This is a genomic window from Streptomyces sp. NBC_00286, assembly GCF_036173125.1.
Taxonomy (GTDB): Bacteria; Actinomycetota; Actinomycetes; order Streptomycetales; family Streptomycetaceae; genus Streptomyces.
Map to the genome: position 1 here is coordinate 6,703,137 of NZ_CP108054.1, position 26,725 is coordinate 6,729,861.

The window sequence follows — 26,725 nt, forward strand, 5'->3', positions numbered from 1 at the left end:
GCCGCTTCGAGCCGCACGGGCGCGGAGGCGGTTACTCGGCATGCCCGAACACAGACTTCTGGAGGTTCGTGAATGGCTCACCAGTCAGTCGTCCAGGACGCCGTCGCGATCGCGGTGACGGCGAACCTGCCGGTCATCCTCTGGGGTGCCCCTGGAACCGGAAAGACCTCATCGGTGATCGCCCTGGCCGAAGCCATGGACCTGCCCGCCGAGGTGGTCATCGGCTCCATTCGAGAACCGAGCGACTTCTCCGGGCTGCCCGTCATCCGTGACGGGACCACGTGGTTCGCCCCGCCGCGCTGGGCCGAACGGCTGGCCGCGGGCGGTTCGGGCCTGCTGTTCCTCGACGAGCTGACCACCGCTCCGCCGGCCGTGCAGGCCGCGATGCTGCGGGTCGTGCTCGAACGCACCGTCGGCGACCTGCGGCTGCCCGATGCCGTGCGGATCGTGGCCGCCGCCAACCCGCCCGAGCAGGCCGCCGACGGCTGGGACCTGTCCGCCCCGCTGGCCAACCGGCTGATCCACCTGGACTGGCAGGTCGAGGCGGCCGACATCGCCGCAGGATTCGCCGGCGGATTCACCGTTCCCGCCTTCGTGCACAAGGACCCGCCGCCGGAGGCTACCGTCGCCCGCGCCAGGTCCCTGGTCGGCGCCTTCCTGCGGGTCCGTCCCGAACTGGTCGTGGCCGTGCCGGACGGAGCGGACCGGGCGGGGCGCGGATGGCCGAGCCCCAGAACCTGGGAGATGGCCGCCAAGGCCGTCGCCGCCTGCGAGCATGCCGGCGCCCGTCCGGAGGTGGAGGCCGCGCTCGTCCTGGGCGCCGTCGGTGACGCCGCCGGGTTCGAACTGGTCACCTGGCTGCGCAGCCTCGACCTGCCCGACCCGGAGACCCTGCTCACCGACCCGTGGGCCCCGCTGCCGGAACGCCTGGACCAGTTGCACGCCCTGCTTGGGGCGCTCGTCGCGCATGTACGTGCCGACGGCGGCCGGGACACCTGGGAACGGGCCTGGTCGGTCATCGCGCGGGTGGCCAAGTCGGCCCCCGACGTGGCGGCCGGCTCGGCCAGGGCCCTGGTGGCCGGCAGGCCCGAGGGCGCCGCGCCGCCCGCCGCGATGCTCGAACTGGCGCCCATCCTGCGGGTGGCGGGCCTGCTGCCATGAACCCCGGCACGGCAACGGACGAGGTCATGGCCAAGTTCGCGGGCGCACGCCTGTGGGCCTGCCACCAGGCCCCCTACCTCGCCAATGCGATCTTCGCCCTCACACCTGCCCTCCTCGAACCCGGCACGGACCCCGACACCGGTGCCTGGGTGCCCGACCCCGGGCTGGCCGCCTTCCCGGCCAACACGAACTGGGTCGTGCACATCGACCCGGCGACCGTTCTCGCCAACCCCGTCGAGCGCACGGGGTGGTGGCTGCTGCACCAGGTCGGGCACCTGGTCAGGGGCCACGCCGCCAGGTCCCCGGTACGTCCCGCCCCCGGAGCCACGGGCCCCACGCACGCCATGGGCCTCGAGGGGCAGCGCGACAGCGCCGCCCACCGCTGGAACCAGGCAGCGGACGCCGAGATCAACGACGATCTGGAGACGGAGGGGCTCACTGGTCCCGACGGCGTCATCTCACCGCGCGAACTGGGCCTGCCGGGCAACCGGATGGCCGAGGAGTACCTGAGCCTGCTCGATGTGCTCGACGACGCCCTGGTCCGCGGCGGCACGTCCCTGTCCGACGCCGTGGACTGCGGAAGCGCCGCCGACGGCATCGAACGGCCCTGGGACCGGGCGGGCGGCGCGGGACTGTCCGAGCTGGAACGGGAGATGCTGGAACGCTCGCTCGCGGCCGGGATCCAGGAGCGGGCCAGCGCGCGCAGCGACGTGCCCGGCGGCTGGGTGCGCTGGGCCGAGGCAAGACTCCGGCCCCAGATCGACTGGCGCGCGCAGGTCGGCTCGCTCATCCGCAAGGGGCTGACCGAGACATCCGGCCGGGTCGACTTCAGCTACCGCCGCCCGTCACGGCGGGCGGCCGCCTACGGCGACTTCGTGACGCCCGCCATGACCCGTCCGGTGCCGGAGACGGCTCTGGTGCTCGACACGTCCGGCAGCGTGACCGCACCGGTGCTCGAACGCCTGGTCGGTGAGGTCACGGGCATCATCGACAAGGTCAGCGGGCCCGGCCGCAGGCTCCGCGTCCTGTGCTGCGACACCAAGGCGCATCCCGTGCAGGAGATCAGGAAGGCCGCGGAACTCCGGCTGGTCGGAGGCGGCGGTACCGACATGCGGGCCGGCATCGAGGCGGCCATGGAGCTGCGGCCCGCCCCCGACCTGGTGCTCGTCATGACCGACGGCCAGACGCCCTGGCCCGAGCGCAGACCGCCCGCGAAGGTGCTGGTCTGTCTGATCGGGGACGACGGCCGGGCCCCCGACTGGGCGGCCCGGGTCCGTATCCCCGCAGACGTGGAGGAGAAAGAACGATGAACGTCGCCTTCTTCGAGGAAGATCCGGACGAGCCGGAGGAGCCGGGCCGGCGGTCGGACCAGGGGGCGCCCGCTCCCGAACCGCTGCACGCCTGGCGGGAGCGCGGCTACGCGGTCGGCGAGGCCCGCCGGTGGATCGCCGAGGGGTTCGGGCTCGACGACGCCGACCGCTGGCGCACCTCGGGCGTGTACAAGCCCGACGAAGCGCGTGAATGGCGCACGGCGGGTGCCACCCCGTACACCGTCGACAGGATGCTGCGCGCCGGGATGACCCCGCGCGACGCCGTCCGCTGGCGGGAGTTCGGTGTCCCCGCGGCCGAGGCCGCGGAACGGCACCTGGCCGGAGAGGACCCCCGCCCCCAGCGGTGGACCGAGCGGCTGCGCCCGGGCCGGTCCCGCCGGGGCGTCGGCCGCACCCTGGACGAACAGGAAGCCGCCACGATGCGGGCGATGCTGCGCGCCGGTATCCCGGCGGAGAAGGCCAGGCCGTACATCGACCTCGGCTGGCACGGCACCGAAGCCGTCGCCTGGGCCGAACGGTCGCTCGACGCCGGAGAGGCCAAGCTCTTCCACGCCCTCGGGTTCTCCCCGGCGGAGGCCCAACGTGTGGCCGCGAAGGGCGCGGACGCCATCTCGGTGATGACCGACTGGTGGCGCGCGGGCGTACCCATCGACGAGGTCTCGGCCTGGTGCGGGGCGGGCTTCACCGCCGAAGAGACAGCGGACCTGCGCCGCCAGGGCGTCGATGTGGAGCAGGCGAGGGTGATGCGTGCCCTCACCGACAGCGACGGGTGAGCCACGGCGAACTCGTCCCGTAGGAAAGGAAAATGAGTGATCGAGGCGTTACATCTCAGCAAACGGTACGGCGAACGTCTGGCGGTCGACGACCTGTCGTTCGAAGTGCTCCCCGGCAGGGTGACCGGTTTCCTCGGACCCAACGGCGCGGGGAAGTCCACGACGATGCGCATGATCGTCGGGCTGGACGCCCCGTCCGGCGGCTCGGTGACGGTCTGCGGGCAGCCCTACACCCGGCACGGCAGCCCGCTGTCTACGGTCGGCGCGTTGCTGGACGCCCGGGCCGTCCACGGCGGCAGAAGCGCCTACGACCATCTGCTCTCGCTCGCTCACACCCACGGTCTGCGACGACGGCGCGTGCAAGAGGTGCTGGAACTCGTCGGGCTCGCCGAGGTCTCCCGCAGGCCGGTGCGGGGCTTCTCCCTGGGCATGTCACAGCGCCTGGGCATCGCGGTGGCGCTCCTCGGCGATCCGGAGGTGCTGCTCTTCGACGAACCCGTCAACGGGCTGGATCCCGAAGGGATCGTGTGGATCCGCGGCCTGATGCGGGAACTGGCGGCGCAGGGCCGCACGGTGCTGGTCTCCAGCCACTTGATGTCCGAGATGGAGCACACCGCCGACGACCTCGTCGTGATCGGCAAGGGCAGGCTCATCTCGTCCTGCACCGTCGACGAGTTCATCGAGCGCAACTGCCGGACGGAGGTGCGGGTGACCACCCCGGAGCCGGCCCGGCTCGTCGCGCTTCTCGAGGAGCACGGCGGCACCGTACGGTCCGAGCCCGACGGTTCGCTGGTCGTCGGCGGGTTGGACGCCGTGCGCGTCGGGGATCTGGCGTTCGACGGTGCGATCCGCATCCACCAGCTCGTCTCGGTGCAGGCCTCGCTCGAAGCGGCGTTCATGGAGCTCACCAGGTCGAGCGTCGAGTACCAGGCGAGCACGTCCGTCGGAGCACCGGAAGCGGAGGTGCGGTCATGAAGCCCGCCGCTGCCGCTGCCCCCGAAGCACGCGCCGCGACCCTGACGTTCGGCGGCGTGCTCCGGTCGGAGTGGACGAAGATCCGGTCGCTGCGGTCGACCGTGTGGACGCTCGTCGCCACCGTGGTCCTCACCATCGGGACCAGCGCCCTGCTCGCCTGGGCCGTCTCGGCGCATCTCGAGCCGTCGTTCCTGGCCGACGTCGACCCGGTCCGCGACAGCATGTCCGGGCTGATGTTCGGTCAGCTGACCGTCGCGGTGATCGGCGCCATGGCCATCACCTCCGAATACTCGACCGGAACGATCCGCACCACCCTCACTGTGGTCCCGCGGCGCGTCACCGTCCTCACCGCGAAGCTGACCGTCCTGGCGTGCGTGGCGCTCGTCTGCGGACTGCTCTGCAGCTTCGTCTCGTTCTTCATCGGCCAGAGCTTCTTCGCCAACGCCACGGTCACCGACCGGGACGGCGCCGCCGACACCGTCACCCACCTCGACCTGCACGTCGCGCTGACCGACCCCGGCGTGCTGCGCGCCGTCGTCGGAGGAGGCCTGTATCTGGCCGCCGGCGGCCTCCTCGCGCTGGCCCTCGGCGCCCTGCTGCGGAACACCGCGGCGGCGATCTCGACGGCGATCGGCCTGCTGTTCGTCGTCCCGCTCCTGGCGAACTTCCTGCCGTCCGCGTGGGAGGCCCACGTCGTCAAGTGGCTCCCCACGAACGCCGGATCCGCCATCTGGAGCCTCCGCCCCACCACCGGCGACAACCCGATGCTCGGCCCCTGGACCGGCTACGGGGTCTTCGTCGCCTACGTCCTGACCGCCCTGCTGGCAGCCGCGGTGCTGCTCCGCAGGCGAGACACCTGACATCCCCCCGGCCGAACCACGCAGGAGCAAGCAGTGAGCTTTTCTTCCTACCCCCAGGAACCGCAGACCCCCACCGGATACCGTGCGGCCCCGCCGTCGGTTCTGACCGCGGCCAAACTCATGTACGCGGGCGCCGTGCTCTCCCTGTGCGAGATCATCGTCGTGATCAGCACCGCCGACGAGCTCAGCGGCGACCTGTCGGGATCCGGTGACTCGGGCACCGAGGTCTCCAGCGGTCTCGTCATCGGCTCCGGCATCGTCTTCAGCCTGATCGGCGCGGCCCTCTGGCTGTGGATGGCCTGGGCCGCCAAGGCCGGCCACAACTGGGCCCGCGTCACTTCCGCCGTCCTCTTCGCCATCGCCACCGTCATGACCCTCATCAGCCTGGCCGACCCGACCGGCGCCCTCTCCGTGGTCCTCGCCGTCGTCTCCTGGCTGGTCGGCCTGGCCGCGCTGATCCTCCTCTACAGGCGCGACTCCCGCCCCCACTTCACCCGGCCGGCCACCGGCGCGGACGCGCCCCACATGTAGCCGCCGGCGCAAGCCCCGGGCGTCCAGAACTCTGCCGGAGAGACGCTGGGCGCCTCACAGGAGCCCCGCCTTGATGGCCAGGACGACCGCCGAGGTGCGGTTCGGTGTGTTGAGCTTGGTGAGCACGGAACCGACCAGCCGTTTGGCGCCATGCTCGGAGATGTCCAGCCGCCTGCCGATCTGCTTGTTGCTCAGACCTTCAGCGAGCAGATGGAGCACACCGGTTTCGCGCGAAGTGAGCGTGGCCGCCAGGGTGGGGCTCTCCATGGCCCGGCTCATCAGCATGCGGCCCACACTGAGCGGCATGAGCATCTGCCCTGACACGACCTGGGACAGGGCCTGGCCCAGAGCCTCCACCGTGAGTCCCGTCCGCATCAGATAGCTGTCGGCGGGATAATCGGAGAAGAGGTCCACCTCCGAGCCCAGCTCGGGTTCCTCGAGGATCATGAGCACCCGCGGTGCGCTGAAGCCGCCCCAGCCCACATCTTTTGAACCGTGGAATCGATTGGAACTGGTCACTACGAACAAATCAAGCGAAACTGCGGGCGCCACTGGCTGATGGTTCGAGAAGTCCTCAGGAGGGATTATTTCGACCATGCATGAGATCTGCGACAAGAGCGAGGCCAGGCCCGCCCGAAGCACATCATCTTCGATGTAGAGGCCAATCTTTAGACCTTCGCCCGATTTATCGACTTTTCCATTCCCCGTCATCGCGTCTCAGTCCCCCGAAGACTGTCAAATTTGAGTGATGCATCATGAGAAAATGGTCGGACTTCCCGAGCTCTCCCCGAAATTGCCAAATCGCACTCGAGCGCCTCCCGGATGGTCACTGGCCCCGTCTGCCTGCTATGTGGCGTTAGTTCAACAGTACGACTCGTTACCCTTCCATCACCAAGGCTTTGCACGTGTGGCGAGCGTCACATGTGACGGAAAATCGCCTTGCTAAATGCGCGGGTCAATGTATGGGCGGCTCGATTGACGCCCCGCCGCGGTGAGGTGCGGGGAAGGTGAACCGAATGAGTCGCATAGGGAATTGCTGGCTCCGGATTTATCTTGGCTGAAAACTGAGGCCCTCCTCGATGCCGGCCCGGCGCGGCCCGCGGCACGGCCGTGCCTCCTGTCGATCATGTGGTGGGAAGCGCGGCCGTCGTCGCCGGTGTCGGTCGTTCCGCTCGGTGTCGGCTTTGAGGCTCGCCTGGCGAGCGGCCTCAATGTAGCGCGCGGCGAACTTCATCTCTGCTAAATCCGAGTGTGATCACTGGATGTGTGAACTGTTGGCCAGGGGATGCAGTGATCGTTTCGGGATGAGGTCTGTGGTTCGGTGAGGCTGCGGGCTGGGGCTTTCGTGGTGCTGGGGTCCCCCATGCGCTCGCGGTCGCCTCACCCCTTGTCGGCCTCGTCCTCTTCGTCGGATCCCGTGTGCTGTGGCATCGAGGTATCCGGCATTACCGAGGGTCTGTCCTCTGACGGCTTCGCAGAGAGGCGCCCATTCCTCGCCATGCCGGGCGGTGAGGGCCGTTGCCTCGGCCTGCTCGACGTCGGGGGACACCGCTTGACCCAGCTGCGGCCGAACCCCGGCCCCTCGGTGGACCGAGCAGGTTCGAGCATGTGGCGGAGGAAGACAGCGAGGTCATCGAGCACGGAGAACACGCCCGCGATGCCGCACGTGCCACCCAATAGGCGCGCCGAGAAGTCATGGGCGGCGCCCTTGAGATGGGCGCCCCTGGTCTCGTCGAGTTCGGTCGGCGCGCAGCGAGCTGCAGATTCGGCGGGAAGTGGGCCGAAGCGAGTGTCAGTCATGCCGAGTGGCTGCCAGACACGATGGGCGGCGAACCGATCGAGCGTGTGGCCGGAGAGGTACTCGACGAGGTAGCCGAGGATGAGGGCAGCGCGGCCCGTGTATTCCACGGCTTCGCCCGGTGGGCGGTGCAGGGCTTCGTGAAGGACGCCGTCGCGGACGTCTTGCGGGTCGGTGCCGTAGAGGTTCTTGAGGTTGGCCCGTAGTGGGACGCCGACGGTGTGGGTGAGCAACTGGTGTGCGGTGGACTGGGCGAGGGGGTGGCCTGTGACCTCGGGCCAGAAGTCGCCCAGAGCCCTGTCCAGTTCGAGCTTTCCGTCCTCGACGAGAGTTCCGATGGTGGACCAGACGGCGAGGATCTTGGTGAGGCTCGCGACGTCGAAGATCGTGTCGAGTCGCGTCGGCTCGGCAGGGTGGTCGGGATCCAGGACGCCAACGGTGCCACTGGCCTGCGTGCCATCGCTGTCGCCCACAGCCCAGACGGCGCCCGGGTAGACCTTGTCGCGGACACCGTCGTGGAGGAGCTGGTGAATGCGGTCGGTGTCGAGGGGCATGGTCTCCCGATCGATGGGTGCCGTGGGTGTCCCGTCGGTCAGAGTAGTGAGGGGACGCAGGCAGGTTCGGTCGCGCCACGGACAGGTCAACTCAGTCGCTTGCCGAGGTCGGTCAGTGCTGCGGCGGTTGTGCTGAGGGGGTAGCGGGCCGCGTTTGTGCGGCCCGCTGCTTGAAGGGCCGGGAGCAGGCCGGGCGTGGTGCGGAGCCGGTCGAGGTCTCGGGCAAGGGACGTGGGATTGGTGAAGTCGGTGGCCAGGCCGGTGGCTGCGAGGGTTTCGTTCAGGCCGGGCACGGGCTGGTAGAGGACGGGCAGGCCGCAGGCTTGGGCTTCGAGGGCGACCAGGCCCATGGCTTCGAGGGTGGTGGAGGGCATCACCAGGGCGTCGTGGTCGGCGAAGGTTTTCCACAGCTGTGGTCGGCGGAGCCTGCCGAGATAGCGGACGCGGCCTCCAAGGGGGCGCAGCAGTGGGGTCAGTGCGTGGAACTGGCGGCGTGGGGCGGCGATGCTCAGCTCGACGGCGTGGGTGATGGGGAGCGCGTGCAGCAGGGCCTCGATGCCCTTTCGGCGGTGAGGCGTCCGGCGTACAGCAGGCGGAGGTGGCTCGTCGGGCGGTGGCCGGGGCGGGGTGGTGGGGCGGTGAGCAGGTGGTCGGGGATGCCCCAGGGGATTTTCTCGATCTTGCGTCGGTCGGTGGTGGGAGCGAGGTGGAGGAGGCGGTCGGCCATCGCCGCGGTGGGCACGACGATGGCGTCGGCGGCGCGTGCAGTCTCGTGCAGGACGCGAAGCTGGTCGCGGTGGGCTTCGGCGAAGAGCAGGTCGGTGCCGTGCACGAGAGCGATGCGAGGGTGGTCGGGCAGGGCCCGGATCAAGGCTGGGGTGGCGCCGAAGGTGAGGTGCTGCAGGTGGAGCGCGCCGATGTCGGACGGGTCGATCTGGTGGAGCAGGACTCTGCGCAGGCCGTGGACGTATTGGGTGAAGGGCGGCCCTGAGAGGCACTTGCCGGGGATCGCCAGCAGTCCTAGCCCTGTGGGTACGTGGGGCGGTCGGGCCTGCGGGGCGAGCATGAAGGCACGGGCCGGGACGAGCGGGTGCTCGCCGGTGTAGAGGTCGAGGAAGAGTTCGACGCTGCCGCCGGCGCTGCCGAAGGGCAGGTCGAGGGCGGTCGCGACCACGTGGCTCATGCGCTGCCTCCCGGGATTTCCTCGTAGAGGCGGGAGATGTCGATCCCTTTGCTGGCCGTGTACTTCAGGCCGTGGAGTTGGTAGCTGGCCGGGGCGCCGAGGCAGTGGAGAAAGACGAGCTTGCCGAAGGTCATCCGGGGATAGACGCGTACGGGCCTGGCGACGCGGATCTCCAACGTCCAGCGGATCGCGTGACCTTGGTGGCCGAGCGGAGCGGAGACGTGGACCCAGATGCCCAGGGCTCCGATGGTGCGGTCGCCATTGAGGAACTGCGCGTACGTCTCCGAGCCGGTCCTCTCGTACGTGATGCCGAGGTAGAGGACGCCCGGGTGCAGGACCAGTCCACTCGCGGGGATCGTGACTTCGGTGCAGCCGGTCGGGATGGCCGCATCAAGGTCGCCGTCGCAGATGCGCAGGGTTTCGCCGAGGCGCCAGTCGTAGGCGTTGGGCGAGAGCCCGGCGGGGTCGTACGGCTCGATGATGATCTCGCCTGCGGCTCGTGCGGCGGCGATTGCCGCTTTGGTGAGGATCACGAGGCCACCGTCCGGAGCGGGCTTACGTCGCACCAGTACGCAGATGGCTGTGGGCCGGTCGCGGCCTGGTACTTGCCGCAGTACAGGTCGACGGGACCGGCGGATACGAAGAACATGACCTGCCCGATTTGCATGCTCGGGTAGACCCGCAGTGGGCGGATGGGGGAGAGCATCAGCGTCCACTGGCCGTGGAAGCCGATGTCGCCGATGGGGGCGGTGATCTCGACGAAGAGTCCGAGGCGTCCGACGGAGGAGCGGCCGAAGAGGAGCGGTACGAAGGTGTCGGAGCCGACTGCTTCGAGGGTGTGGCCGAGGTAGAGCTCATCGGGCTGGAGCACGTAGCCCTCCGGGCCGATGGTGAACTCCTGTGTGGGGTTGGGGCGGTGGGCGTCCAGGACGTCGACGGTGTACGTCACCAGGGTGGATCCGAGGCGGACGTTGTAGCTGTTCGGGTTGACCTGCTGTGCGTCGAAGGGGGCGATGCGCAGGCGACCGTCAGTGGCGGCGGCCGTGATCGCCTTCGCGCACCCCCGCTCTGCTCCCCTTGTCGAGGCACCGATCGAGCTTGAGTCCGTACCCGGACTGGCGAAGTCGCCTTCGAGTCCGAAGCCGCCGGATGCAGTCGCTCACCGGACTCGCTGGTTTCCAACGGACTCCGACCGACCTGCCAAATGGGTCGGCTGCAGTTCTCAGGTCGGATTATCCAGGACCACCGGGATCATCGCTGACGTCACGCATAGTCATCGTTGCTGCAGCGATCTGACCGATCTCCCGAACCATTTAGTGAGTGCGCCCCCCCGTATGGGTGGTCATCGACTCGGCCAGATCGCGTTGGTCGTAGTGCCTGATCAGTCAAATACCGGTCTGTTCCTGTTCATCCCACCGGCTGCCGGGAGCGTGGGACGCGCAGTGATCAGTGCACGTGTCTTCCATCCGCGTGCTCAACTCCCTTCCTGCCAAGGGTTGCTGAGCGTCACGCTGGGGCCTCCGCTCCGTCGGCTCGTCTTTGGGGCTGATGCACGACGACTGGTGGCCCTGCCTGGCCGTTCGACCGCGGCCCCAGCCCCCGCCGTACGCGAATCTGTGCCCCCTGCTCTTGCCTCGATGCGGCAATGGGGCGCAGAGGAATGGCGCGACAGGGCCCGATGCCATGGCTGAGGCCTCACCCAAGCGCAGCGACCGATCGACGGGCGGACGGTTCGTCCCGCGCGAGCCGCCCCGGATGGTCTTCGAGATCCAGATCCTGGAAGGCCCGGAGGGAGTTCGGCTGCGCCGCGAGCAGGCACAGGTGATACGGGAGGTTGTGGAATGGGTGGCCCAGAGGCGATCCGAGCCTGGATCGAGCGGGGCTCCAGCAGCAGAAGAGGAGGACCGGCAAGCGGGGCGGGATCCCAGCTGATCCGGGTCGCGTGGCTGGGCCGGACCTCCACGCGCGACCTGCAGGATCCGACGCTCTCCCTGCCGCGGCAGCTGCGCAACAGCCGGGCAGCCCTGCCCGAGAACACCGCGATCGTCGCCCACTTCTACGACGTGGAATCCGGCCGCCTGGCCCTGGACGCCCGCGGCCACGGCACCGCGCACGAGAAGTTCCAGATCCCCATCCCACGGGACGGCAGCATCCAGGACCTCCTGGAGGAAGCGCAGCGACCGGATCGGCGATTCGACGCGGTGATCTGCGAGGCGATCGACCGGATCGCACGGACCACCTACTTCAGCACCAGGATCGAATACCAGCTGGAGCAGGCCGGCGTGCCCCTGCTCGCCGCGGACGAGCCGATCCGACTCGACGTAAGCCCCCGCAGGGCCAAGGCCGCCACCCAGGTCCTCACCCGCCGGATGAAGCAGGGCGTGGCCGAGTGGTACGTCACCGAGATGCTGGAGAAGTCCTGGTCGGGCTTCGAGACACACACCGAGCAGGGCTACAACATCGGCAAGCCGTGCTACGGCTACCAGGCCAGACCGGTACCGCATCCGGTGCCCGCGAAGCGGGCCAAGGGGGTCAAGAAGACCCTGTTGGAGGTCCACCCGGTCGAGGGCCCGGTGGTCCGGAAGATGTTCCACTGGCGCATCGTGGAGCGCCTCAGCTATCAGGCGATCGCTGACCGGCTGAACGCGGACCTGACGCTCAACCCGCCCCCGTCCCCCATCCTGGCCGACACCGCGGTCGGCCACTGGACCTACTCGAGCGTCCGCGACGTGCTCACCAACCCGAAGCACACCGGGCACATGGTCGGGAACCGGCGGGCCCGCAAGGGCGTCGGCCGTAACCGGCCCAACCCGGTGGAGGAGTGGGTGTGGTCCATCGAGCCCACTCATGAGGCGCTGGTGGACCTGGAGACGTTCGTACAAGCCCAGCAGGTCGCTGAGCACCGCGAGCGCTCCCGCAGCGCCGCCGGGACAAGCAGACACCCGCAGGCACAGCGGACCTACCGGCTACGCAGCTTCATCTTCTGCGCACAATGCGAGCGCCGCTTCTACGGCAAGCCCAGCAAGGGGATCAACTACTACGTCTGCGCGCCGAAGAAGCCGTACCGAGCTGCGGATCACCCGGCGAGCGTCTGGGTGCCGGAGGCAGGCATGCTCCAAGGGCTCGGTGATTTCCTGTCCGACCGGGTTTTCGGCGTGTACCGGCGAGAACTGCTGACCGAGACCATGGACCAGATGGACGCCGATGCTGAGCGCGAACGAGAAGCACATGCGGCGTCTCTCCGCAGGGCCATCGCCGAGGCAGAGACCAAAACCAAGCGGCTCCTCCACAGCCTGGAGCTCGTTGACAACCCCGACCGCAACTTCATCCGGGACCTCAACGAGCGCCGCGCCGAGCTCCACGGCCACCAGCTGGATCTTGAGCGGCAGTTGTCGCGGCTGGAGACCGAGATCCAGGAGACCCCGAATCCGGACCTCCTCACCGGGCTACCGGTCACCGCGGTCGACCTGACCGCCCTGCCGGACGCGCTTTCGCGCCGTCTGTTCGAGACACTCCGGCTGGAGATCCACTACGACCACAAGACGGAACTGGCCACCTGTCGCGTGACCCTGACCAGTGGCAGCATTGGCGATATCGCCGACATGGCGGAGGTCCTGCCCGGCCGACCGGGCGGGACGACACTCCGAACGAGCGAGGAGGAAGGAATGGCAGCGGAGAGGAAGACGCCGCCGCCAACCTTCTGCGGAGCGCCCCCGGCAGGACTCGAACCTGCGGCCAAGCGCTTAGAAGGCGCCTGCTCTATCCACTGAGCTACGGGGGCCAGGTGTGGTGGCCTGGGGCACTGATGCCGGTGTGGGCGGATCCGTGACCTTGCCGGGGACAAGGATAGGGCTCCCTTGCCCTGGTCCCCGGTGCTTCGCCTCCGTGGCTCGATGTGGAGGTTCGGTGAAGCGGTCCTGATAATCGCAGGCAGGTACGAATCGTGCATCGCTTTTGGCGTCTCGCGACCCTGGTGTTGTGTACTCGTTATGCCTGCGCCCCAGTCGTCCCTTCCGCCCCGTGTGTCCGATCGGCGCGCAGATGTAGTCATATGCTTCAGAAAGCCTCCAAAATTGGGCATTCTTCGCATGTGGTGACCTTGGACGTACGGCCTCAGCTGCTCGACGCACTTTCCGCCCTGCGCGACCGTGTCGCCGCCGCACGCTTCCCGCTGCCCCTGGCGGGGGCCCCACGCGCGCGTGCCAATCGCGACGAACTGCTCGCACAACTCGACGACTACTTGGTGCCCCGGTTGAGGGAACCCGAAGCGCCATTGCTGGCCGTCGTGGGGGGATCCACCGGAGCCGGAAAGTCGACACTCGTCAACTCCCTTGTGGGCCGTCGCATCAGCGAGGCCGGAGTGCTGCGGCCCACGACCCGCACTCCGGTGCTGGTGTGCCACCCGGAGGACCACCACTGGTTCAGCGGGATGCGCGTACTGCCCGACCTCACACGCGTATGGAGGCGGCCACCGGACCCCAAGGGCGACCTCCTGCAGCCGGACGGTCCACGCGCGCGCGTGCTGCGTATCGAAACCGCCGACACCCTCCCGCGGGGTCTCGCCCTCCTCGACGCGCCCGACGTCGACTCCCTGGTGGCCGACAACCGCGTCCTCGCCGCTGAGCTGATCTGCGCCGCCGACGTATGGATCATGGTCACCACGGCCGCGCGGTACGCCGACGCCGTGCCCTGGCATCTGCTGCGTACCGCCAAGGAACATGACGCCACGCTCGTCACCGTCCTGGACCGCGTCCCGCACCAGGTGGTCTCCGAGGTGTCGCGGCAGTACGGCGCCCTGCTCACCAAGGCGGGACTCGGCGACGTGCCCCGCTTCACCGTGCCGGAGCTGCCCGAGTCCGCGTGGGGCGGGGGGCTGCTTCCGGCCACCGCCGTCGCGCCGCTACGGACCTGGCTCGTCCATCAGGTGCAGGACCCCGGAGCCCGGCACCAGGTGATGGCGCGTACGGCGTACGGAGTGCTCGACTCGCTGAAGGCGCGGATGCCCGAACTGGCCAGTGCCTCGGCCGCGCAGTACGCCGCCGCGCTGCGGCTCACCGCGGCCGTCGACGGGGCGTACAACAGCGAGCACGCGCGCGTGCGGGGTCGTTTGCAGGCCGGCGCGGTGCTCGCCGGCGACGCGTTGAAGCGGTGGCGCAGCTACCCACTGGACTGCACCGCCGGCGAACTGCTCGACGCGCTGGTGGAGAGCCTCGCCGCCCTCCTGCTGTGCGCCGTCGCCGCCGCCGACGAGCGCATCGACGAGGCCTGGCGCCGCGAACCCGCCGCGAAAGCCCCCGGCCTGATGAACCGGGACCCGGGCCCGGAAGACGCCGAGCACCGGATCGGGCTGGCCGTACGGCGTTGGCGGCGGGTCGTCGAGGAGTACGCCGAGGACGAGGTACGCCACCTCGGCAAGAGCATCGCGCCCGACGCCGAGGTGGTGGCCGCGCTGGTCGCCACCTCGCTCCTGGGCGGTCGCCGGGCGCGGTCCGCGGGCGAGAACCTCGCCGAGCGGATCGGCGCGCACGGCGCTCTGCGGCTGCGTGACCGGGCCGGGCGATTGCTCACCGACTACCTCGACAAGACGCTGCACGCCGAACGAGAGCGGCGGCTCGCCCCGCTCGACGCCCTCGACGTACGCCCGGAACCCCAGTCCGAACTCATCGCCGCGCTGTCCGTACTGCAGAAGGAGAGGTGACCACGGTGACCGCCGCCACGGATCACAGGGATCACTCCGACCACCCCGGAGACGACGAGGGGCACGGGGGCGAAAGGCAAGGGAACGAGGGGCATGGGGACGAGGGCCACAGGGACGGTGGCCACAGGGACGGTGGGCACGCGCGCGTGGACGACGCCGAGGAAACCGCCCTCCTGGAGGTCGTGAATTCCACCGACGCGGACATGGAGGCGGGCAGGGACCCGGGCGTAGACACAGACACCGCCGCAGACTCCGAAGGCTTCTGGGACGACGGGCTGATCGCACGACGCGTGTCGGCGGCGGACGAGGCGCAGGGACACGGACAGGTCGTACGGGAGCCAGTCGCGGAGCCCTGGACGCCTCCTGTGACTCCTCTCTCGTACGACAGGACGCTACGGTCCCGTCTCGACGCACTGCGTGAACTGGTCGGCCTGTCCCGGACCCGGCTCGACAGCAAGACGCTCGCCGAAGCGGGGCGGGTCCTCGACGCGGCGGCGGCACGGCGCAGGCTCTCCGGACAGCACACCGTCGTCGCCATCGCCGGGGCCACCGGCAGCGGCAAGTCGCAGCTCTTCAACGCGCTCGCCGGAGTGGCCATTTCAGAGACCGGCGTACGCAGGCCGACCACCGCCGCGCCCATCGCGTGCAGTTGGAGCGACGGAGCCGCGACGCTCATCGACCGGCTCGGCATCCCGGGGCGGCTGAGGCGGCGCCCGTTGCAGAGCCCCGAGGCCGAGGCGCAACTGCGCGGTCTCGTCCTCGTCGACCTGCCCGACCACGACTCCGCGGCCGTCCAGCACCGAGAGCAGGTCGACCGCATCCTGGGGCTCGTCGACGCCGTCATCTGGGTCGTCGACCCGGAGAAGTACGCCGATGCCGTCCTCCATGAGCGTTATCTGCGGCCCATGGCCGGCCACGCGGAGGTCACCTTCGTAGTGCTCAATCAGATCGACCGGCTCCCCGGGGAGGCCGCCGATCTGGTCCTCGACGACCTCAGGCGGCTGCTCGACGAGGACGGGATCGCGCTCGGCGAATACGGCGAACCGGGCGCGAACGTGCTCGCCGTGTCCGCCCTCACCGGCAAGGGCATCGGCGAACTCCGCGAGGCGCTCGGCCACTTCGTGGCGGAGCGGGGCGCCGCGGCCCGCCGGATCTCCGCCGACCTGGACTCGGCGGCGGCTCGGCTGTGGCCCGTCTACGCGAACGGGCAGTGGGCCGGGCTCAGCGAGGAGGCGCGCGACGAGTTCGCCGACCGGCTCGCGGACGCGGTGGGCGCCACGGCCGCCGGAGAGGCCGCCGAGCGCGCCTGGAGCCGTCACGCGAACCGCGCCTGCGGTACGCCCTGGCTGCGGCTGTGGCGCTGGTACCAGGACCTGCGTGAACCGCCGACCGGGCGCCAGGCCGTACGGACGTACGCCGAGGAGGAGGCCGCCGCCCGCCAGCGGGTGGAGCAGGCGGTGCGTACGGTGGCCGAGCAGGCGTCCGGCGGACTGCCGGGGCCCTGGGCGCAGGCGGTGCGCGAGGCGGCCGTACGTGGGTCGCAGGGGCTGCCCGAGGCGCTGGACGAGCTGGCGGCAGCGGCCGGGAATCCCGCCGGACGACCGCCGCGGCCCGGCTGGTGGCCGCTGGCCGTGCTGGCGCAGGCGTCCATGACGATCCTTCAAGTCATCGGTGGACTCTGGCTGTTGGGGCAGGTCATCGGATTCATGTCACCGAACCTCGGGGTGCCGGTGCTGCTGATGGTGATCGGCATCGTCGGCGGACCGGGCATCGAGTGGGCCTGCAAGCTGGCGGTCCGCGGGCCGGCGCGACGGTACGGGGACGAGGCGGAACGGCGATTGCGGGAGGCGGCAGCGGCCTGCGGCAGGACGCGGGTGCTGGATCCGGTGGCGGCGGAGCTGCTGCGATATCGGGAGGTACGGGAGCAATACGTGCGGGTCACGGGGGTCGGAACCACGATCGGGTGACGGAGTTGTCCACAACCGGGCGGTAGCCCACAGCTCTCAGCGGGCTCGGGCCGGCGGAGGCAGTCTGGGACCGCGGCGATCACAGCGCGATCGTCGCGACAGACGCAGCCGTACGGGACGGGCCCGTCGGCGTGTGGACACGGGAGGGTTTCGGCCATGAATGAGATGACGGTTTGTGCGGTGGGGAACGTCGCAACGCAGCCGGTGTACCGGGATACGGCGGCGGGGGCGTCGGCGCGGTTCCGGCTGGCGGTGACACAGCGGTACTGGGACCGCGAGAAAAACGCGTGGACGGACGGGCACACCAACTTCTTCACGGTATGGGCCAAGCGCTCGCTCGCGACCAATGTGCAAGCGTCCGTGACGCTGGGCGATCCGGTGGTGGTTCAGGGCAGGTTGAAGGTCCGCACCGATCAACGCGACGGCAAGGCATGGACGTACGCCGACATCGAGGCGACCGCGGTCGGCCACGATCTGTCGCGCGGCACCGCGGCGTTCCGGCGGGCGAACAAGGGGGAGTTGGCATCGGCCGCGCCGCCCCGGCCGGAGCCCAGTTGGGAGACGGAGCCCGGAGGCCGGCCGGGGGTCGCAGCCCAACAGCAGGCGGAGCCAGCCTTGGTGACGTGACGTCCGGCGTCGGTCTCGTCAAGTGGCGCGGGGTGACACGGGGTGAGGCGGGGTGGCATGGGGGTGGGGCAGGCGCTGGCATCGGCCGTCGGCTTCGCCGACTGACCTGCGCCGATCGAAGTGCGGCTTATCGGCAATACATCCCGAACAATCCGTCGTAGATTTGTCGACAACCTCGATTCGGATGCGATCTTGGCGATAACAATTCCGAGTCGGATCGGTTATCCGATGGGATGCCTGGGGAGCGTGGTGCGCCTCGTACCTAGGATGCCGGGCATAGCTCTCGAGGCTTCTGATTCTGCTGGTGGGACCGTAACCCCCCACGTCAACGGGTCCTGCTCGAAAGGGAATTCTGTGCTTGCTTCGTTCTCTGCGTTGTCCGTACGCGGGCGAGGTGCTGCCCGCCTCGCGGCGGCGACGCTGATGTCCGGGCTTGTCGTGGTGAGCGCGATGACCACGGCCGGTACGGCTGTTGCTGCCGCCGACGAGGTCCCGCAGAGCCGGGGCGGCGCGACCGCCACCATCGGCGGTCTGAAGACGTCCGGGCTCGCCGTCATCCACGACAACGGCGAGGACCGGCACGTGCCCGCGGGGCTGTTCGAGATGTCCGTCGACAACGGCGGCACTCTGCAGACCTACTGCGTCGACATGGACCACCCGACGCAGATGTCCGCCAAGTACCAGGAGACGCCCTGGAGTGGCACGTCGCTGAGCGGCAACCCGGACGCGGGCAAGATCCGCTGGATCCTGCAGAACTCCTACCCGCAGGTGAACGACCTCTCGGCGCTGGCCGAGCGGGCCGGCGCCAGCGGCCTCACCGAAGAGGACGCGGCGGTCGGGACGCAGGTGGCGATCTGGCGGTACTCGGACGGTGCCGACGTGGACGCGGTGAACCCGAAGGCGGCAAAGCTCGCCGACTACCTGCACAGGAGCGCGCGGAACGTCGCCGAGCCCGAGGCCTCGCTGACTCTGGGGCCGCCGGAGGTCTCCGGACGTGCCGGTGAGCTGCTCGGCCCCGTCACGGTCCACACCAACGCGGAGAGCGTGCGGGTGACGCCGCCCGCCGACGCGACGAGCGGGGTGAAGGTCGTCGACAAGGAAGGTCGGGCCGTCACCTCCGCGACCCACGGCAGTCAGCTGTTCTTCGACGTGCCCGAGGGTGCCGCGGACGGCTCGGCCGCGCTGACGGTGCAGGGCTCGACCACGGTGCCGGTCGGCCGGGCCTTCGCCTCCGAGAACAGAAGCCAGACGCAGATCCTCGCGGGTTCCAGCGAGTCGACGGTCTCCGCGACGGCGACCGCGAACTGGGCCGAGACGGGCGCGATACCCGCGCTCTCGGCCGAGAAGAACTGCGCGAAGGGAGCCGTGGACATCACGGCGGCCAACGCCGGGGACGAGCCGTTCACCTTCGAGCTGATGGGGGCCGAGCACACCATCGAGGCGGGCGCGTCGCAGACCGTGACAATTCCGCTCCAGGAGGACCAGGCGTACGACTTCACGATCAGGGGGCCGAACGGCTACGAGAAGCGGTTCAAGGGCGTCCTCGACTGTCAGACGCAGAGCAGCAGCGCGGGCGGTGAGACCACACAGACGCTGAGCGAACCGAGCCCGGCCACGGTGGGCGGCACCTCCACCGGAGGCACCGACCTCGCCGAGACCGGCGGCTCCAGCGCCACCACGATGATGGTCGAGATCGCGATCGGTCTGCTCGCGATCGGCAGCACCGCGCTGCTCCTCGTCCACAAGAAGAAGCCTCAGGGCTAAGTGACGCGTGACTGAATGCCTCCTGGTGCCTCGGGACCGAGCGATGAATGACCGCACCTTGTCAACTGCACAGTGAGGGGCCGTATGCGTCAGCGGCACCGGTTGGGGTGACTGATGTCGACGACGAAGCGCTCCGGGGAGTGCATTTTGAAGGTCTTGTACGTGGGCTTGGTGTGGAACGCGGCTCCGAACGAGACCGTGCCCTCGAAGTCGCCGGTCAGGGCGAGGCCCTTGAGTTTGGGCAGGTGGATCTTCAGGAGCTTGGGGCCCCGGTAGACCGACCGGCCGGCCTCGTTGTGCGCGGCGGCGGGGGAGAGCTTGATCTCCAGGAAGTGCTTGCCGGCGAGCGGGACCTTGGCTCCGGTTCCGTCGTAGCGCAGCTCCCTGACCGGTTTCACGGTGACCGGGGGCATGGTGCCCCGGACGTCGATGACGATCCGGTCGAACGAACAGTGCCCGCCCCAGCGGGCGTTGACGACGAGTGCCATTGTGGGGGCCTGCTGGGACGCCTCCGCCTCCGCCTGTGCGGAAGCGGAGGCAGGGGCTGAGGCCGAGCCAGAGGCCGAGGCCGAAGCGGGAATCGTGGTGCCGACTGCGGCGGTGAGAAGGATGCCTGCGGCGATGGCCGCGCGGGATGGATGGTGTTGCATGACGCCCCCGATTTCTCCTGGTGAGGGGCAGCGATTTCATTATGTGTGACATCCGGACGAGCCGTACGGTTGCATCACTTGTGGTGCGATTCGCCGGATTTTCCGGGCCTGGATTCCCGGGGCCAGGATTTCCGGACGTAACACCGGACCGATCAGTCCTCCGCGGCCAGCTCCGCCGGTATCGCGATGACGTCCACGAGGGCGTCGCCGCGCAGGGCGGTCAGGGCGAGTGGCTGTCCGATGGCGTCCTCGAGCATCAGCCGCTGCAGGGTCTGTGCGCTGCTGACCGGCTCGTCGTGAGCGGTGAGCAGCAGGTCGCCGGTGCGCAGTCCGGCGCGGGCGGCGGGCGAGGCGGGTACGACCTCGATGATGCGCAGGCCGGTGCGCTGGTCCAACCGCGCTTGAAGCGGGGGCGGCAGCGGTGCGGGCGTACCGGCGAGGCCGAGGTAGGCGCGGCGGACCCGGCCGTCGGCGAGTAGGGCGGCGACGATGCGCCGGCTGGTGTCGTTCACCGGGATCGCGAGGCCGAGGCCTATCTCGGCGATGGCGGTGTTGATGCCGACGACCTTGCCGTCGGCGGTGGCGAGGGCGCCGCCCGAGCTGCCGGGATAGAGGGCGGCGTCGGTCTGGACGACATCGTCTATGACGCGCGTCGCGGAGCCGGTGCTCGCCGGCAGCGACCGTCCCAGGGCGCTGACGACGCCCGCGGTGACGCTGCCGGCCAGACCGAGCGGGTTGCCGACCGCGACCACCAGCTGGCCCACGCGCAGTGCGTTGGCCTCGCCGAGCCGGGCCGGCGGCGGGGTCGGCCCGTCGGCTCGGACCACCGCGAGGTCGGACAGCGGGTCGGCGCCGATGACATGGAAGGGGGTGGTCGTACCGTCGGCGAAAGAGGCCGTACCGGCGTCGGAGTGCCCGACGACATGGGCGTTGGTGAGCAGGAAACCGTCGTCCGTGAACACCACCGCGGAGCCGGTGCCCATCACGAACCGCCCTCTGTAGCGCCGGTGCGCGACGTTCAGGGCCGCCACCTTCGGAGTGAGCTCGGCGGCGACCGAGACGACGACCTGGGAGTACGTGTCGAGCGCGGCCTGCTCCCCGCGGGAGCGGTCGGGCTCGGAGACTGTCTCGGCCACGAGTCGACCCTTTCGGCTTGCCCAAGGTTCGAATTACATGATTACAATCTTGCGCGTGCTATTGGGCCGGACTTCGCTGTAGGCGGAGCGGACGGCGGTGGTCGGTGGTGTGGCCGTGGGCGTGAGCCTGGGGCTGCCCAGCCGCAGCCGCAGCCGCGAGGAAGCCGCAGCCCCGACGAAGTCGCGCAGCCGCAGCCGCCCCACCGGCTACTCGTCAAGCTCAGTGAAGAGGGTCAGCTGAAGCGCGGCTGGGGCCTCGAGTCGGGAGTTCAGGGAGTTCCAGGGGGTGCGGGTCGGTTCGGCGAGTACCTGGGCTCCGGCGGCGGCCAGCCGTGACGTGGTGGTGGCGGAGTCGTCGACCTGGAAGGCGACCCGGATGTGGCCGGCGACCCGCTGCCCGACCTCGACGTCGTCGATGAAGGCGGCGTGGTTCGGATCCGTCAGCTCCAGCGTGGCCCGGCCGGCGTCGAGGATGGTGACCCTTCCGCCGGGAGAGGAGAACGCGCCGCGCTCGGTCAGGCCGAGGACGTCGCGGTAGAAGTGCAGCGCCGCGTCGTAGTCGGCTGCCGTGACCACCAGGCGGAGTTCGCGTACGGCGGGTTCGTCGGGCATTTCGGCTCCTCGGAGTTCTCGAACGTGGCCAGGGGCTGCCTCCAGCCTGCCGCTCCGGGAGGGGTCCCGGAGCACCGGCGGTACAACCGTCCTGTGTCCATCCGGATTCCAACTCCCTTCCATGGTCAGGCGCTTACGCAGTCCCCAGTACCCGGGAGACGGGCGCGAGAGCCGCGGGAGAGAGCGGAGGTGGCAGGGGCATAGCACCGCACACGACACCGCATATGACCGGCTCGAGGCGGAGGGGACGTATGGGCGAGGACATGGCAGGCGGCGGGGCGCGGCAGCCGGACGTCGCCGTACGCGGCACCAGCGAGCTGTCCCGCTTCGCGGACCTGGCCGGGATGCGGCTCTACCGCAGGAACATCTTCGCCGTCACCGGGCTGCCGGCCGACGCACAGGGCCGTACGGTACGCAGTCACCGGCAGCGTCTGGAGGCCCGCCTCGCGGTCGAGGAGACCTGGCCGGGGGACGCGGACTCGCCCCTGGTGGGAGGGCACCGTAAGGATGAGGTCCGTACCGCGTTCGAGGAGTTCCAGGACCCGCGGCGGCGGCTGGTGGACGAGCTGCTGTGGCGGTGGGGGGACACGGACTTCGGATGTGGCTGCCCGGCGGCGGTGCACCAGGGCCATGACACGGCGGTGCGTTTCCACGCGCTGGTGCTGGAGGCGGAGGCCGGCCGGGTCGAGGCCACCACGGACGAGCGGGACCGGCAGTGGAGTGGCGCCGCGGTGCACTGGGCCGAGTTGCTGGAGGGCCGGGAGTTCCGGCGGCATATCGCCCACCGGATCAAGGCACTTGACGACCCGAGACTCACCGAGCACTCGGCGTACGACTTCCTGGACGGGCTTCCCCGGCTGATCGCGTCCCCCTTCACGGAACTCGCCGATGCCCCTGGCCTCAGGCCACGGCTGGCCCGGGTGTGCGCGGGCTGGGCGGAGCACGCACCCTTCGCGGAGCTGCTCCCCGAGGTGTTCGAGGAGAGGGTGGAGGCGGCGATCGCGAAGATCCGCGAGGGCCAGCTGTCCGCGATGGACAAGAAGAACGCCCAGATGTACTGGGACGCCGTCGACATCATGAACGAGAAGGTCCTTCCCGAGCTCCAGGGGCTGGAGCCGTTCCGGGCGTTCATCCCGGAGTGGCGGTACGAGGAGACCGCGCGCGGTGTCGCCCTCGCGCTGAACAATCTGGCGGTCGCGCTCCACAGGCAATTGGAATCACCGAGTGCCGCACAGCGCAAGACGGTGGTCACGCTCGCGGAGAAGGCGTACGAGATCGCACCGGAGCGCGACGCAGCGGGCTTCAAAGCGAACCGGGACGTGATCCGCGCGCAGTTCGGGCGCTCCGGGCAGCGGCCGGTCGCCACGTTGTCCCCGCGCTCCAGGCAGCCGGCGGTCGCCAGGTCGTCCCCGCGCTCCAGGCAACCGGCGGTCGCCAAGTCGTCCCGGCGCTCCAGGCAGCCGGCGGTCGCCAAACCGCTCCGCAAGAAGCGGTTCGCTGTCGCCATCGTCGCGCTCGCCGTGCTCGGCACGCTCTGGATCATCTGGGGGCCTGCCGCGGCGGTCGCCGCCGTGCCCGCGATCGTGATCCTTTCCGTGAGCCTTTTCCAGGGGTGAATCACGTGCCGCAGAAGGAGACAGAGATGAGCCCTCGCTCCCGCCACCGGGTACGTGAACTGCGCACCGCACTCGGGCAGTTGAAGCACCCGCCCGAGTTCCGCGTACCCCCGCCCTTCCTGGGCCCGGCCCAGGCCGACTGGGCGGCGACCGTACTCGCCGAGGTCGAAGCCGCCGAGACCCTCGCGGAGCAGGCCGCGCGCACCCAGCCCACCCAGGGCACCCCAAGCACCCCGGACGGCGCCGGATCCGACGCTCTGCTCGGTGCCGCCCTCGGTATCTGGCGCGCCCTGCGCAAGCTCGACCAGGGGGCGGGACCGCTCTCGGCGGCCGAACTGCGGCAGGTGCGCCGACAGATCCATGCGAGCCGTCAGGCACTCGCGGACGACGGCCTTGAGATCCAGGACCACGACGGCGCGCCCTTCGACTCCGGACTGTCCCTGGAGGTCCTGGTGTTCGAGGAGCAGCCGGGACTGACCCGCGAAGTGGTGCTGGAGACCGTACGGCCGTCCGTGTACTTCCGCGGCGAACGGATCCAGATGGGCCAGGTCATCGTCGGCAGACCCGCCTCCGAAGACACCGCGTCCCCTGACACCCCGCCCGGAGACGCCCCGCCCGGAGACACCCCGCCCGGAACGGTCCCCGCAGGCGACCAGCACCCCGGCGACCGCAGCGCAGGCGACCAAGGAGGCCACGGCAGTGCGTGAAACCATCGATTTCGGCATCGACCTCGGCACCACCAACAGCGCCATCGCGGTGGCGGAGGACGACGGCGTACGGGTCATCAAGAACACCGAGGGCTGGGACTGCACACCGTCCGCCGTGTGGATGCCCAAAGAGGGCGTCGTCCACGTGGGCAGGCGGGCCCGGGATCGTGCGGAGGACGACCCGGAGAACGCCTACGCGGAGTTCAAGCTGGAGATGGGGGCCGCGGGCGCCCACCGCAAGTTCGACCGCGCCGGAGTCTCGCTCACGCCCGAGCAGCTTTCCGCCGAGGTGCTCAAGTCGCTGCGCCAGGACGCGGCGCACAAGTTCGAGTACGAGCTGGAGGCGGCGGTGATCACCGTCCCCGCCTCCTTCGCGATGCACCAGAACAACGCCACGTCCGCCGCGGCGGCCCTGGCCGGGCTCGGCGAGCAGTGCCCGCTGGTGCAGGAGCCGACCGCCGCGGCGATCGCGTACGGAGTGCAGGATGCCTCGGGCTCTGCCCGCTGGATGGTGTTCGACTTCGGCGGCGGCACCTTCGACGCGGCCGTGATGAGCAAGCGCGACGGCGAGCTGCAGCTGATCCAGCACGCGGGTGACCCGGGTCTCGGCGGGAAGCTCATCGACTGGGCCGTGGTCGACGACCTGCTGGTCCCGGCCGTGCAACGCGACCTCGGGCTCGCCGATTTCACCCGGAGCAACCAGCGGCGCTGGCTCAAGAACTTCGCCAGGCTCAAGGCGGCGGCGGAGAACGCCAAGATCGAGCTGTCCCGTAAGACCTCGGTCGACATCTACGCCGACCTGGAGGACGGCACCGGCGGCACCGAACCGTTCGAGTTCACCCTGACCCGGGGCGCCCTCGATGATCTGGCGATGCCGTTCTACGTCCGCGCCGTACGGCTCTGCCAGGACGCCCTGGCGCAGGCTTCGCTGCGCCCCGACCACATCGACCGGCTGCTGCTGGTCGGCGGGGCCACGCTCAGCCCCGGGCTGCGCGATCTGCTGGCCGACCCGGTCGAAGGGCCCGGCATCCAGCTCGACCACAGCCAGGACGCCACGACCGTGGTGGCGCGCGGTGCCGCGGTCTTCGCCCGTTCCATACGGCTGCCGAAGAAGCAACGGCAGGCGGCGGTGGGCGAGTTCACGGTGGACCTCAACTACCCCGCGCAGTCCGTCGACACCACCGGAATCCCGGTCTCCGGCCGGCTCGGCAGCGGCAGCACGGTGGACTGGACGCGGTACGCCGTCACCCTGAGCAACCCGGAAGGGCACCCGCCCTTCCGCGGGCCGCGCACCGGACTCAGCCCGGACGGCGCCTTCTACACCGAGGTGGCCATCGACGCCGGCACCAGGTCCCGCTTCACCGTGGAGCTCACGGACGACTCCGGCGTCCGGCAGAAGCTGACCGGGGACACCCTGTCCATCGTCCACGCGGACGTCGTACCGGGCGACGCGGTGCTGACCGGCACCCTCGGCATCGGCAAGGCGAACGGCATAGGGGTGGCCGACGGCACATTCGACCCGGTGCTGCGCAAGGGCACGGCGCTGCCCGCCATGGTGACGAAGACGTACCGGACGACCATCCCGCTGCGCCGCTCCGAACCCGACGCCGTCATCCGCATCCCCCTGTTGGAGGGGGATCGCAGGCGCGCCGACCGCAACACCCGGGTCGGGCTGCTGGAGATCCGCCCCCGGGACGTCCGGATCGACCTGCCCGCGGAGAGCGAGGTCGAGGTGACCTTCGAGATCCAGGCCTCGAACCGGGAAGTCCTCGTCACCGCCTACATCCCGCTGGTGCAGCAGGAGTTCGAGGCGACGATCAACCGCTCCGATCTGCTGCCGCCCCAGCATCCCGAGCTGGTCGACCGCCTGCACGACCTGGAGCAGCGGGCGCTCGACCTGCACGACAAGGCCGAGGAGACGTACGCGGACCAGGCCCGGGCGGAACTCGAGGACCTCACCGAGCAGAACACCCTCACCCAGTTGCGCAAGGAGGTGGACGCCGCGGCCACGGACACGGGCGCGGCCGTCACCAGCGACCGCCGTATCCGTGATCTGGAGGCCCAGCTCGACGATATCGAGGAGTCGATCCAAGTTCCCGAGTTGCAGCGGGAGTTGTGGTATCTGCTGAGCACCTGCGAGAGCAACCTCGAGCAGGTCGGCGGCGGACCGTCCGACCGGCGGGAGCTGCAGAAGCTGCGTGACCGCGCCCGTTCGCTGGGGGACGAGGCCACCCCGGCGGATCTGAAGCGGCTCATCGAGAAGGCCGCGGCTTTCCATGTCGAACTGCTGCGCCGCAGCGACCAGTGGGAGTTCGTGGTGTTCACCGCACTGGTCGAGGCGCGCGACGAGATGTCCCCGCCGACCCAGGCGGACGCCGCGATCTTCCAGGGCCGCAGGGCCATCGCCGCGGGGGACCGCGAGGCGCTCGCCGAGGTCAACGAGCGGCTGCGCCGACTGCTGCCGCCGGGCCGCGCGAATGCGGTGGACCGGAAGACCGGCGGGGTTAAGTAGCTGACGGCGACGAGGAGTTGACGGTGACCACCACATCCCGAGGCGCGGCGGCCGACGGTGCGCGGTCCGGCCGTACGGCGTCCGGAGACAGCGCACCCGGAGAAACGGGGCCCGAAGGCACCGCGTCCGAGCATACGGGCTCCGGACAGACGGACTCCGGACAGGCGAACTCCGGGCATACGGGCTCCGGGCATACGGATTCCGGACAGGCGAACTCCGGGCATACGGGCTCCGGGCATACGGATTCCGGACAGGCGAACTCCGGGCATA

Annotated in this window: 21 protein-coding genes, 1 tRNA gene and 2 pseudogenes; 14 read left to right on the forward strand and 10 right to left on the reverse strand. The window is 69.9% G+C overall.

The window, feature by feature from the left end:
- Window positions 1-72 precede the first annotated feature (72 nt).
- Genes OHT21_RS30525 through OHT21_RS30550 form a run of 6 tightly spaced genes read left to right on the forward strand, consistent with a single transcriptional unit; the run spans window position 73 to window position 5,631 of the window.
- Complete coding sequence (locus tag OHT21_RS30525; protein ID WP_328771486.1) at window positions 73-1,161, forward strand: AAA family ATPase; 1,089 nt, start codon at window positions 73-75, stop codon at window positions 1,159-1,161.
- Window positions 1,158-2,471: a vWA domain-containing protein gene (locus OHT21_RS30530; RefSeq protein ID WP_328771487.1), complete on the forward strand. Its 1,314-nt coding sequence runs from the start codon at window positions 1,158-1,160 to the stop codon at window positions 2,469-2,471. The genes OHT21_RS30525 and OHT21_RS30530 overlap by 4 nt, the downstream gene beginning before the upstream one ends.
- The gene (locus OHT21_RS30535; RefSeq protein WP_328771488.1) at window positions 2,468-3,265 is read left to right on the forward strand and encodes a hypothetical protein; all 798 of its coding nucleotides are present in this window, start codon (window positions 2,468-2,470) and stop codon (window positions 3,263-3,265) included. Before OHT21_RS30530 ends, OHT21_RS30535 begins: the two co-directional genes overlap by 4 nt.
- Window positions 3,266-3,301: 36 nt before the next feature.
- Window positions 3,302-4,240, forward strand: a complete 939-nt coding sequence (locus tag OHT21_RS30540; protein WP_328771489.1) for an ABC transporter ATP-binding protein — start codon at window positions 3,302-3,304, stop codon at window positions 4,238-4,240.
- A complete protein-coding gene (locus OHT21_RS30545; protein ID WP_328771490.1) occupies window positions 4,237-5,100 on the forward strand; it encodes an ABC transporter permease in 864 nt (287 codons plus the stop codon). Before OHT21_RS30540 ends, OHT21_RS30545 begins: the two co-directional genes overlap by 4 nt.
- A 33-nt stretch (window positions 5,101-5,133) precedes the next feature.
- A complete protein-coding gene (locus OHT21_RS30550) occupies window positions 5,134-5,631 on the forward strand; it encodes a hypothetical protein (protein ID WP_328771491.1) in 498 nt (165 codons plus the stop codon).
- A 54-nt stretch (window positions 5,632-5,685) separates the two neighbouring features.
- Here OHT21_RS30550 and OHT21_RS30555 read toward each other — a convergent pair whose 3' ends face one another.
- From OHT21_RS30555 to OHT21_RS30575, 5 genes and pseudogenes are all read right to left on the reverse strand, one after another.
- Window positions 5,686-6,342, reverse strand: a complete 657-nt coding sequence (locus tag OHT21_RS30555) for a helix-turn-helix domain-containing protein (RefSeq protein ID WP_328771492.1) — start codon at window positions 6,340-6,342, stop codon at window positions 5,686-5,688.
- A gap of 669 nt (window positions 6,343-7,011) precedes the next feature.
- Window positions 7,012-7,983, reverse strand: coding sequence for a serine hydrolase domain-containing protein (locus OHT21_RS30560; protein WP_328771493.1), 972 nt, complete (start codon window positions 7,981-7,983; stop codon window positions 7,012-7,014).
- 86 nt (window positions 7,984-8,069) lie between these two features.
- Window positions 8,070-9,166, reverse strand: a pseudogene (locus tag OHT21_RS30565) (glycosyltransferase family 4 protein).
- Window positions 9,163-9,699 (reverse strand): dCTP deaminase, encoded by a 537-nt coding sequence (locus tag OHT21_RS30570; RefSeq protein ID WP_328771494.1) that lies wholly within the window; start codon window positions 9,697-9,699, stop codon window positions 9,163-9,165. The pseudogene OHT21_RS30565 and the gene OHT21_RS30570 overlap by 4 nt, the downstream one beginning before the upstream one ends.
- A complete protein-coding gene (locus OHT21_RS30575) occupies window positions 9,696-10,214 on the reverse strand; it encodes a dCTP deaminase (RefSeq protein ID WP_328774280.1) in 519 nt (172 codons plus the stop codon). The genes OHT21_RS30570 and OHT21_RS30575 overlap by 4 nt, the downstream gene beginning before the upstream one ends.
- A 793-nt stretch (window positions 10,215-11,007) precedes the next feature.
- Here OHT21_RS30575 and OHT21_RS44805 point away from each other — a divergent pair.
- Window positions 11,008-12,006 (forward strand): annotated as a pseudogene (locus OHT21_RS44805) (recombinase family protein); the annotation flags it as partial.
- A 126-nt stretch (window positions 12,007-12,132) separates the two neighbouring features.
- Here the strand turns inward: OHT21_RS44805 and OHT21_RS30585 are convergent.
- Complete coding sequence (locus OHT21_RS30585) at window positions 12,133-12,534, reverse strand: hypothetical protein (RefSeq protein ID WP_328771495.1); 402 nt, start codon at window positions 12,532-12,534, stop codon at window positions 12,133-12,135.
- A 340-nt stretch (window positions 12,535-12,874) separates the two neighbouring features.
- Window positions 12,875-12,947 (reverse strand) — tRNA-Arg (locus tag OHT21_RS30590).
- Window positions 12,948-13,256: 309 nt separating this feature from the next.
- On the opposite strand from OHT21_RS30590, the gene OHT21_RS30595 reads away from it, so the two are divergent.
- From OHT21_RS30595 to OHT21_RS30610, 4 genes are all read left to right on the forward strand, one after another.
- On the forward strand, window positions 13,257-14,864 hold the full coding sequence (locus tag OHT21_RS30595) for a dynamin family protein (protein ID WP_328771496.1): 1,608 nt from the start codon (window positions 13,257-13,259) through the stop codon (window positions 14,862-14,864).
- A 5-nt stretch (window positions 14,865-14,869) separates the two neighbouring features.
- Window positions 14,870-16,831 carry a YfjP family GTPase gene (locus OHT21_RS30600; RefSeq protein ID WP_328774281.1) on the forward strand — a complete coding sequence of 654 codons (1,962 nt, stop codon included), beginning with the start codon at window positions 14,870-14,872 and terminating at the stop codon, window positions 16,829-16,831.
- A gap of 156 nt (window positions 16,832-16,987) precedes the next feature.
- Window positions 16,988-17,458 carry a single-stranded DNA-binding protein gene (locus OHT21_RS30605; protein WP_328771497.1) on the forward strand — a complete coding sequence of 157 codons (471 nt, stop codon included), beginning with the start codon at window positions 16,988-16,990 and terminating at the stop codon, window positions 17,456-17,458.
- A 354-nt stretch (window positions 17,459-17,812) separates the two neighbouring features.
- Window positions 17,813-19,222, forward strand: a complete 1,410-nt coding sequence (locus OHT21_RS30610) for a Cys-Gln thioester bond-forming surface protein (protein ID WP_328771498.1) — start codon at window positions 17,813-17,815, stop codon at window positions 19,220-19,222.
- An 89-nt stretch (window positions 19,223-19,311) separates the two neighbouring features.
- Here the strand turns inward: OHT21_RS30610 and OHT21_RS30615 are convergent, their stop codons facing one another.
- The 3 genes from OHT21_RS30615 to OHT21_RS30625 form a co-directional block, all read right to left on the reverse strand.
- Window positions 19,312-19,872, reverse strand: coding sequence for an AMIN-like domain-containing (lipo)protein (locus OHT21_RS30615; RefSeq protein ID WP_328771499.1), 561 nt, complete (start codon window positions 19,870-19,872; stop codon window positions 19,312-19,314).
- Window positions 19,873-20,024: 152 nt separating this feature from the next.
- Entirely contained in the window at window positions 20,025-21,008 is a 984-nt protein-coding gene (locus tag OHT21_RS30620) for a S1C family serine protease (protein ID WP_328771500.1), read from the reverse strand.
- A 207-nt stretch (window positions 21,009-21,215) separates the two neighbouring features.
- Window positions 21,216-21,620: a VOC family protein gene (locus OHT21_RS30625; protein ID WP_328771501.1), complete on the reverse strand. Its 405-nt coding sequence runs from the start codon at window positions 21,618-21,620 to the stop codon at window positions 21,216-21,218.
- Between the two features lie 251 nt (window positions 21,621-21,871).
- Here OHT21_RS30625 and OHT21_RS30630 point away from each other — a divergent pair, with 251 nt between their 5' ends.
- The 3 genes from OHT21_RS30630 to OHT21_RS30640 are packed head-to-tail and all read left to right on the forward strand — an operon-like array spanning window position 21,872 to window position 26,455.
- Window positions 21,872-23,236 carry a hypothetical protein gene (locus OHT21_RS30630; protein WP_328771502.1) on the forward strand — a complete coding sequence of 455 codons (1,365 nt, stop codon included), beginning with the start codon at window positions 21,872-21,874 and terminating at the stop codon, window positions 23,234-23,236.
- Between the two features lie 26 nt (window positions 23,237-23,262).
- Window positions 23,263-23,943 carry a hypothetical protein gene (locus OHT21_RS30635; protein WP_328771503.1) on the forward strand — a complete coding sequence of 227 codons (681 nt, stop codon included), beginning with the start codon at window positions 23,263-23,265 and terminating at the stop codon, window positions 23,941-23,943.
- The gene (locus OHT21_RS30640) at window positions 23,936-26,455 is read left to right on the forward strand and encodes an Hsp70 family protein (RefSeq protein ID WP_328771504.1); all 2,520 of its coding nucleotides are present in this window, start codon (window positions 23,936-23,938) and stop codon (window positions 26,453-26,455) included. The genes OHT21_RS30635 and OHT21_RS30640 overlap by 8 nt, the downstream gene beginning before the upstream one ends.
- Window positions 26,456-26,725: the final 270 nt, after the last annotated feature.

Bases quoted from the DNA above. Each gene is read 5' to 3' on its own strand.
- OHT21_RS30635 (WP_328771503.1), top strand. From the start codon at position 23,263: ATGAGCCCTCGCTCCCGCCACCGGGTACGTGAACTGCGCACCGCACTC.
- OHT21_RS30630 (WP_328771502.1), top strand. From the start codon at position 21,872: ATGGGCGAGGACATGGCAGGCGGCGGGGCGCGGCAGCCGGACGTCGCC.
- OHT21_RS30525 (WP_328771486.1), top strand. From the start codon at position 73: ATGGCTCACCAGTCAGTCGTCCAGGACGCCGTCGCGATCGCGGTGACG.
- OHT21_RS30530 (WP_328771487.1), top strand. From the start codon at position 1,158: ATGAACCCCGGCACGGCAACGGACGAGGTCATGGCCAAGTTCGCGGGC.
- OHT21_RS30555 (WP_328771492.1), bottom strand. From the start codon at position 6,342: ATGACGGGGAATGGAAAAGTCGATAAATCGGGCGAAGGTCTAAAGATT.
- OHT21_RS30615 (WP_328771499.1), bottom strand. From the start codon at position 19,872: ATGCAACACCATCCATCCCGCGCGGCCATCGCCGCAGGCATCCTTCTC.
- OHT21_RS30625 (WP_328771501.1), bottom strand. From the start codon at position 21,620: ATGCCCGACGAACCCGCCGTACGCGAACTCCGCCTGGTGGTCACGGCA.
- OHT21_RS30560 (WP_328771493.1), bottom strand. From the start codon at position 7,983: ATGCCCCTCGACACCGACCGCATTCACCAGCTCCTCCACGACGGTGTC.
- OHT21_RS30605 (WP_328771497.1), top strand. From the start codon at position 16,988: ATGAATGAGATGACGGTTTGTGCGGTGGGGAACGTCGCAACGCAGCCG.
- OHT21_RS30535 (WP_328771488.1), top strand. From the start codon at position 2,468: ATGAACGTCGCCTTCTTCGAGGAAGATCCGGACGAGCCGGAGGAGCCG.
- OHT21_RS30545 (WP_328771490.1), top strand. From the start codon at position 4,237: ATGAAGCCCGCCGCTGCCGCTGCCCCCGAAGCACGCGCCGCGACCCTG.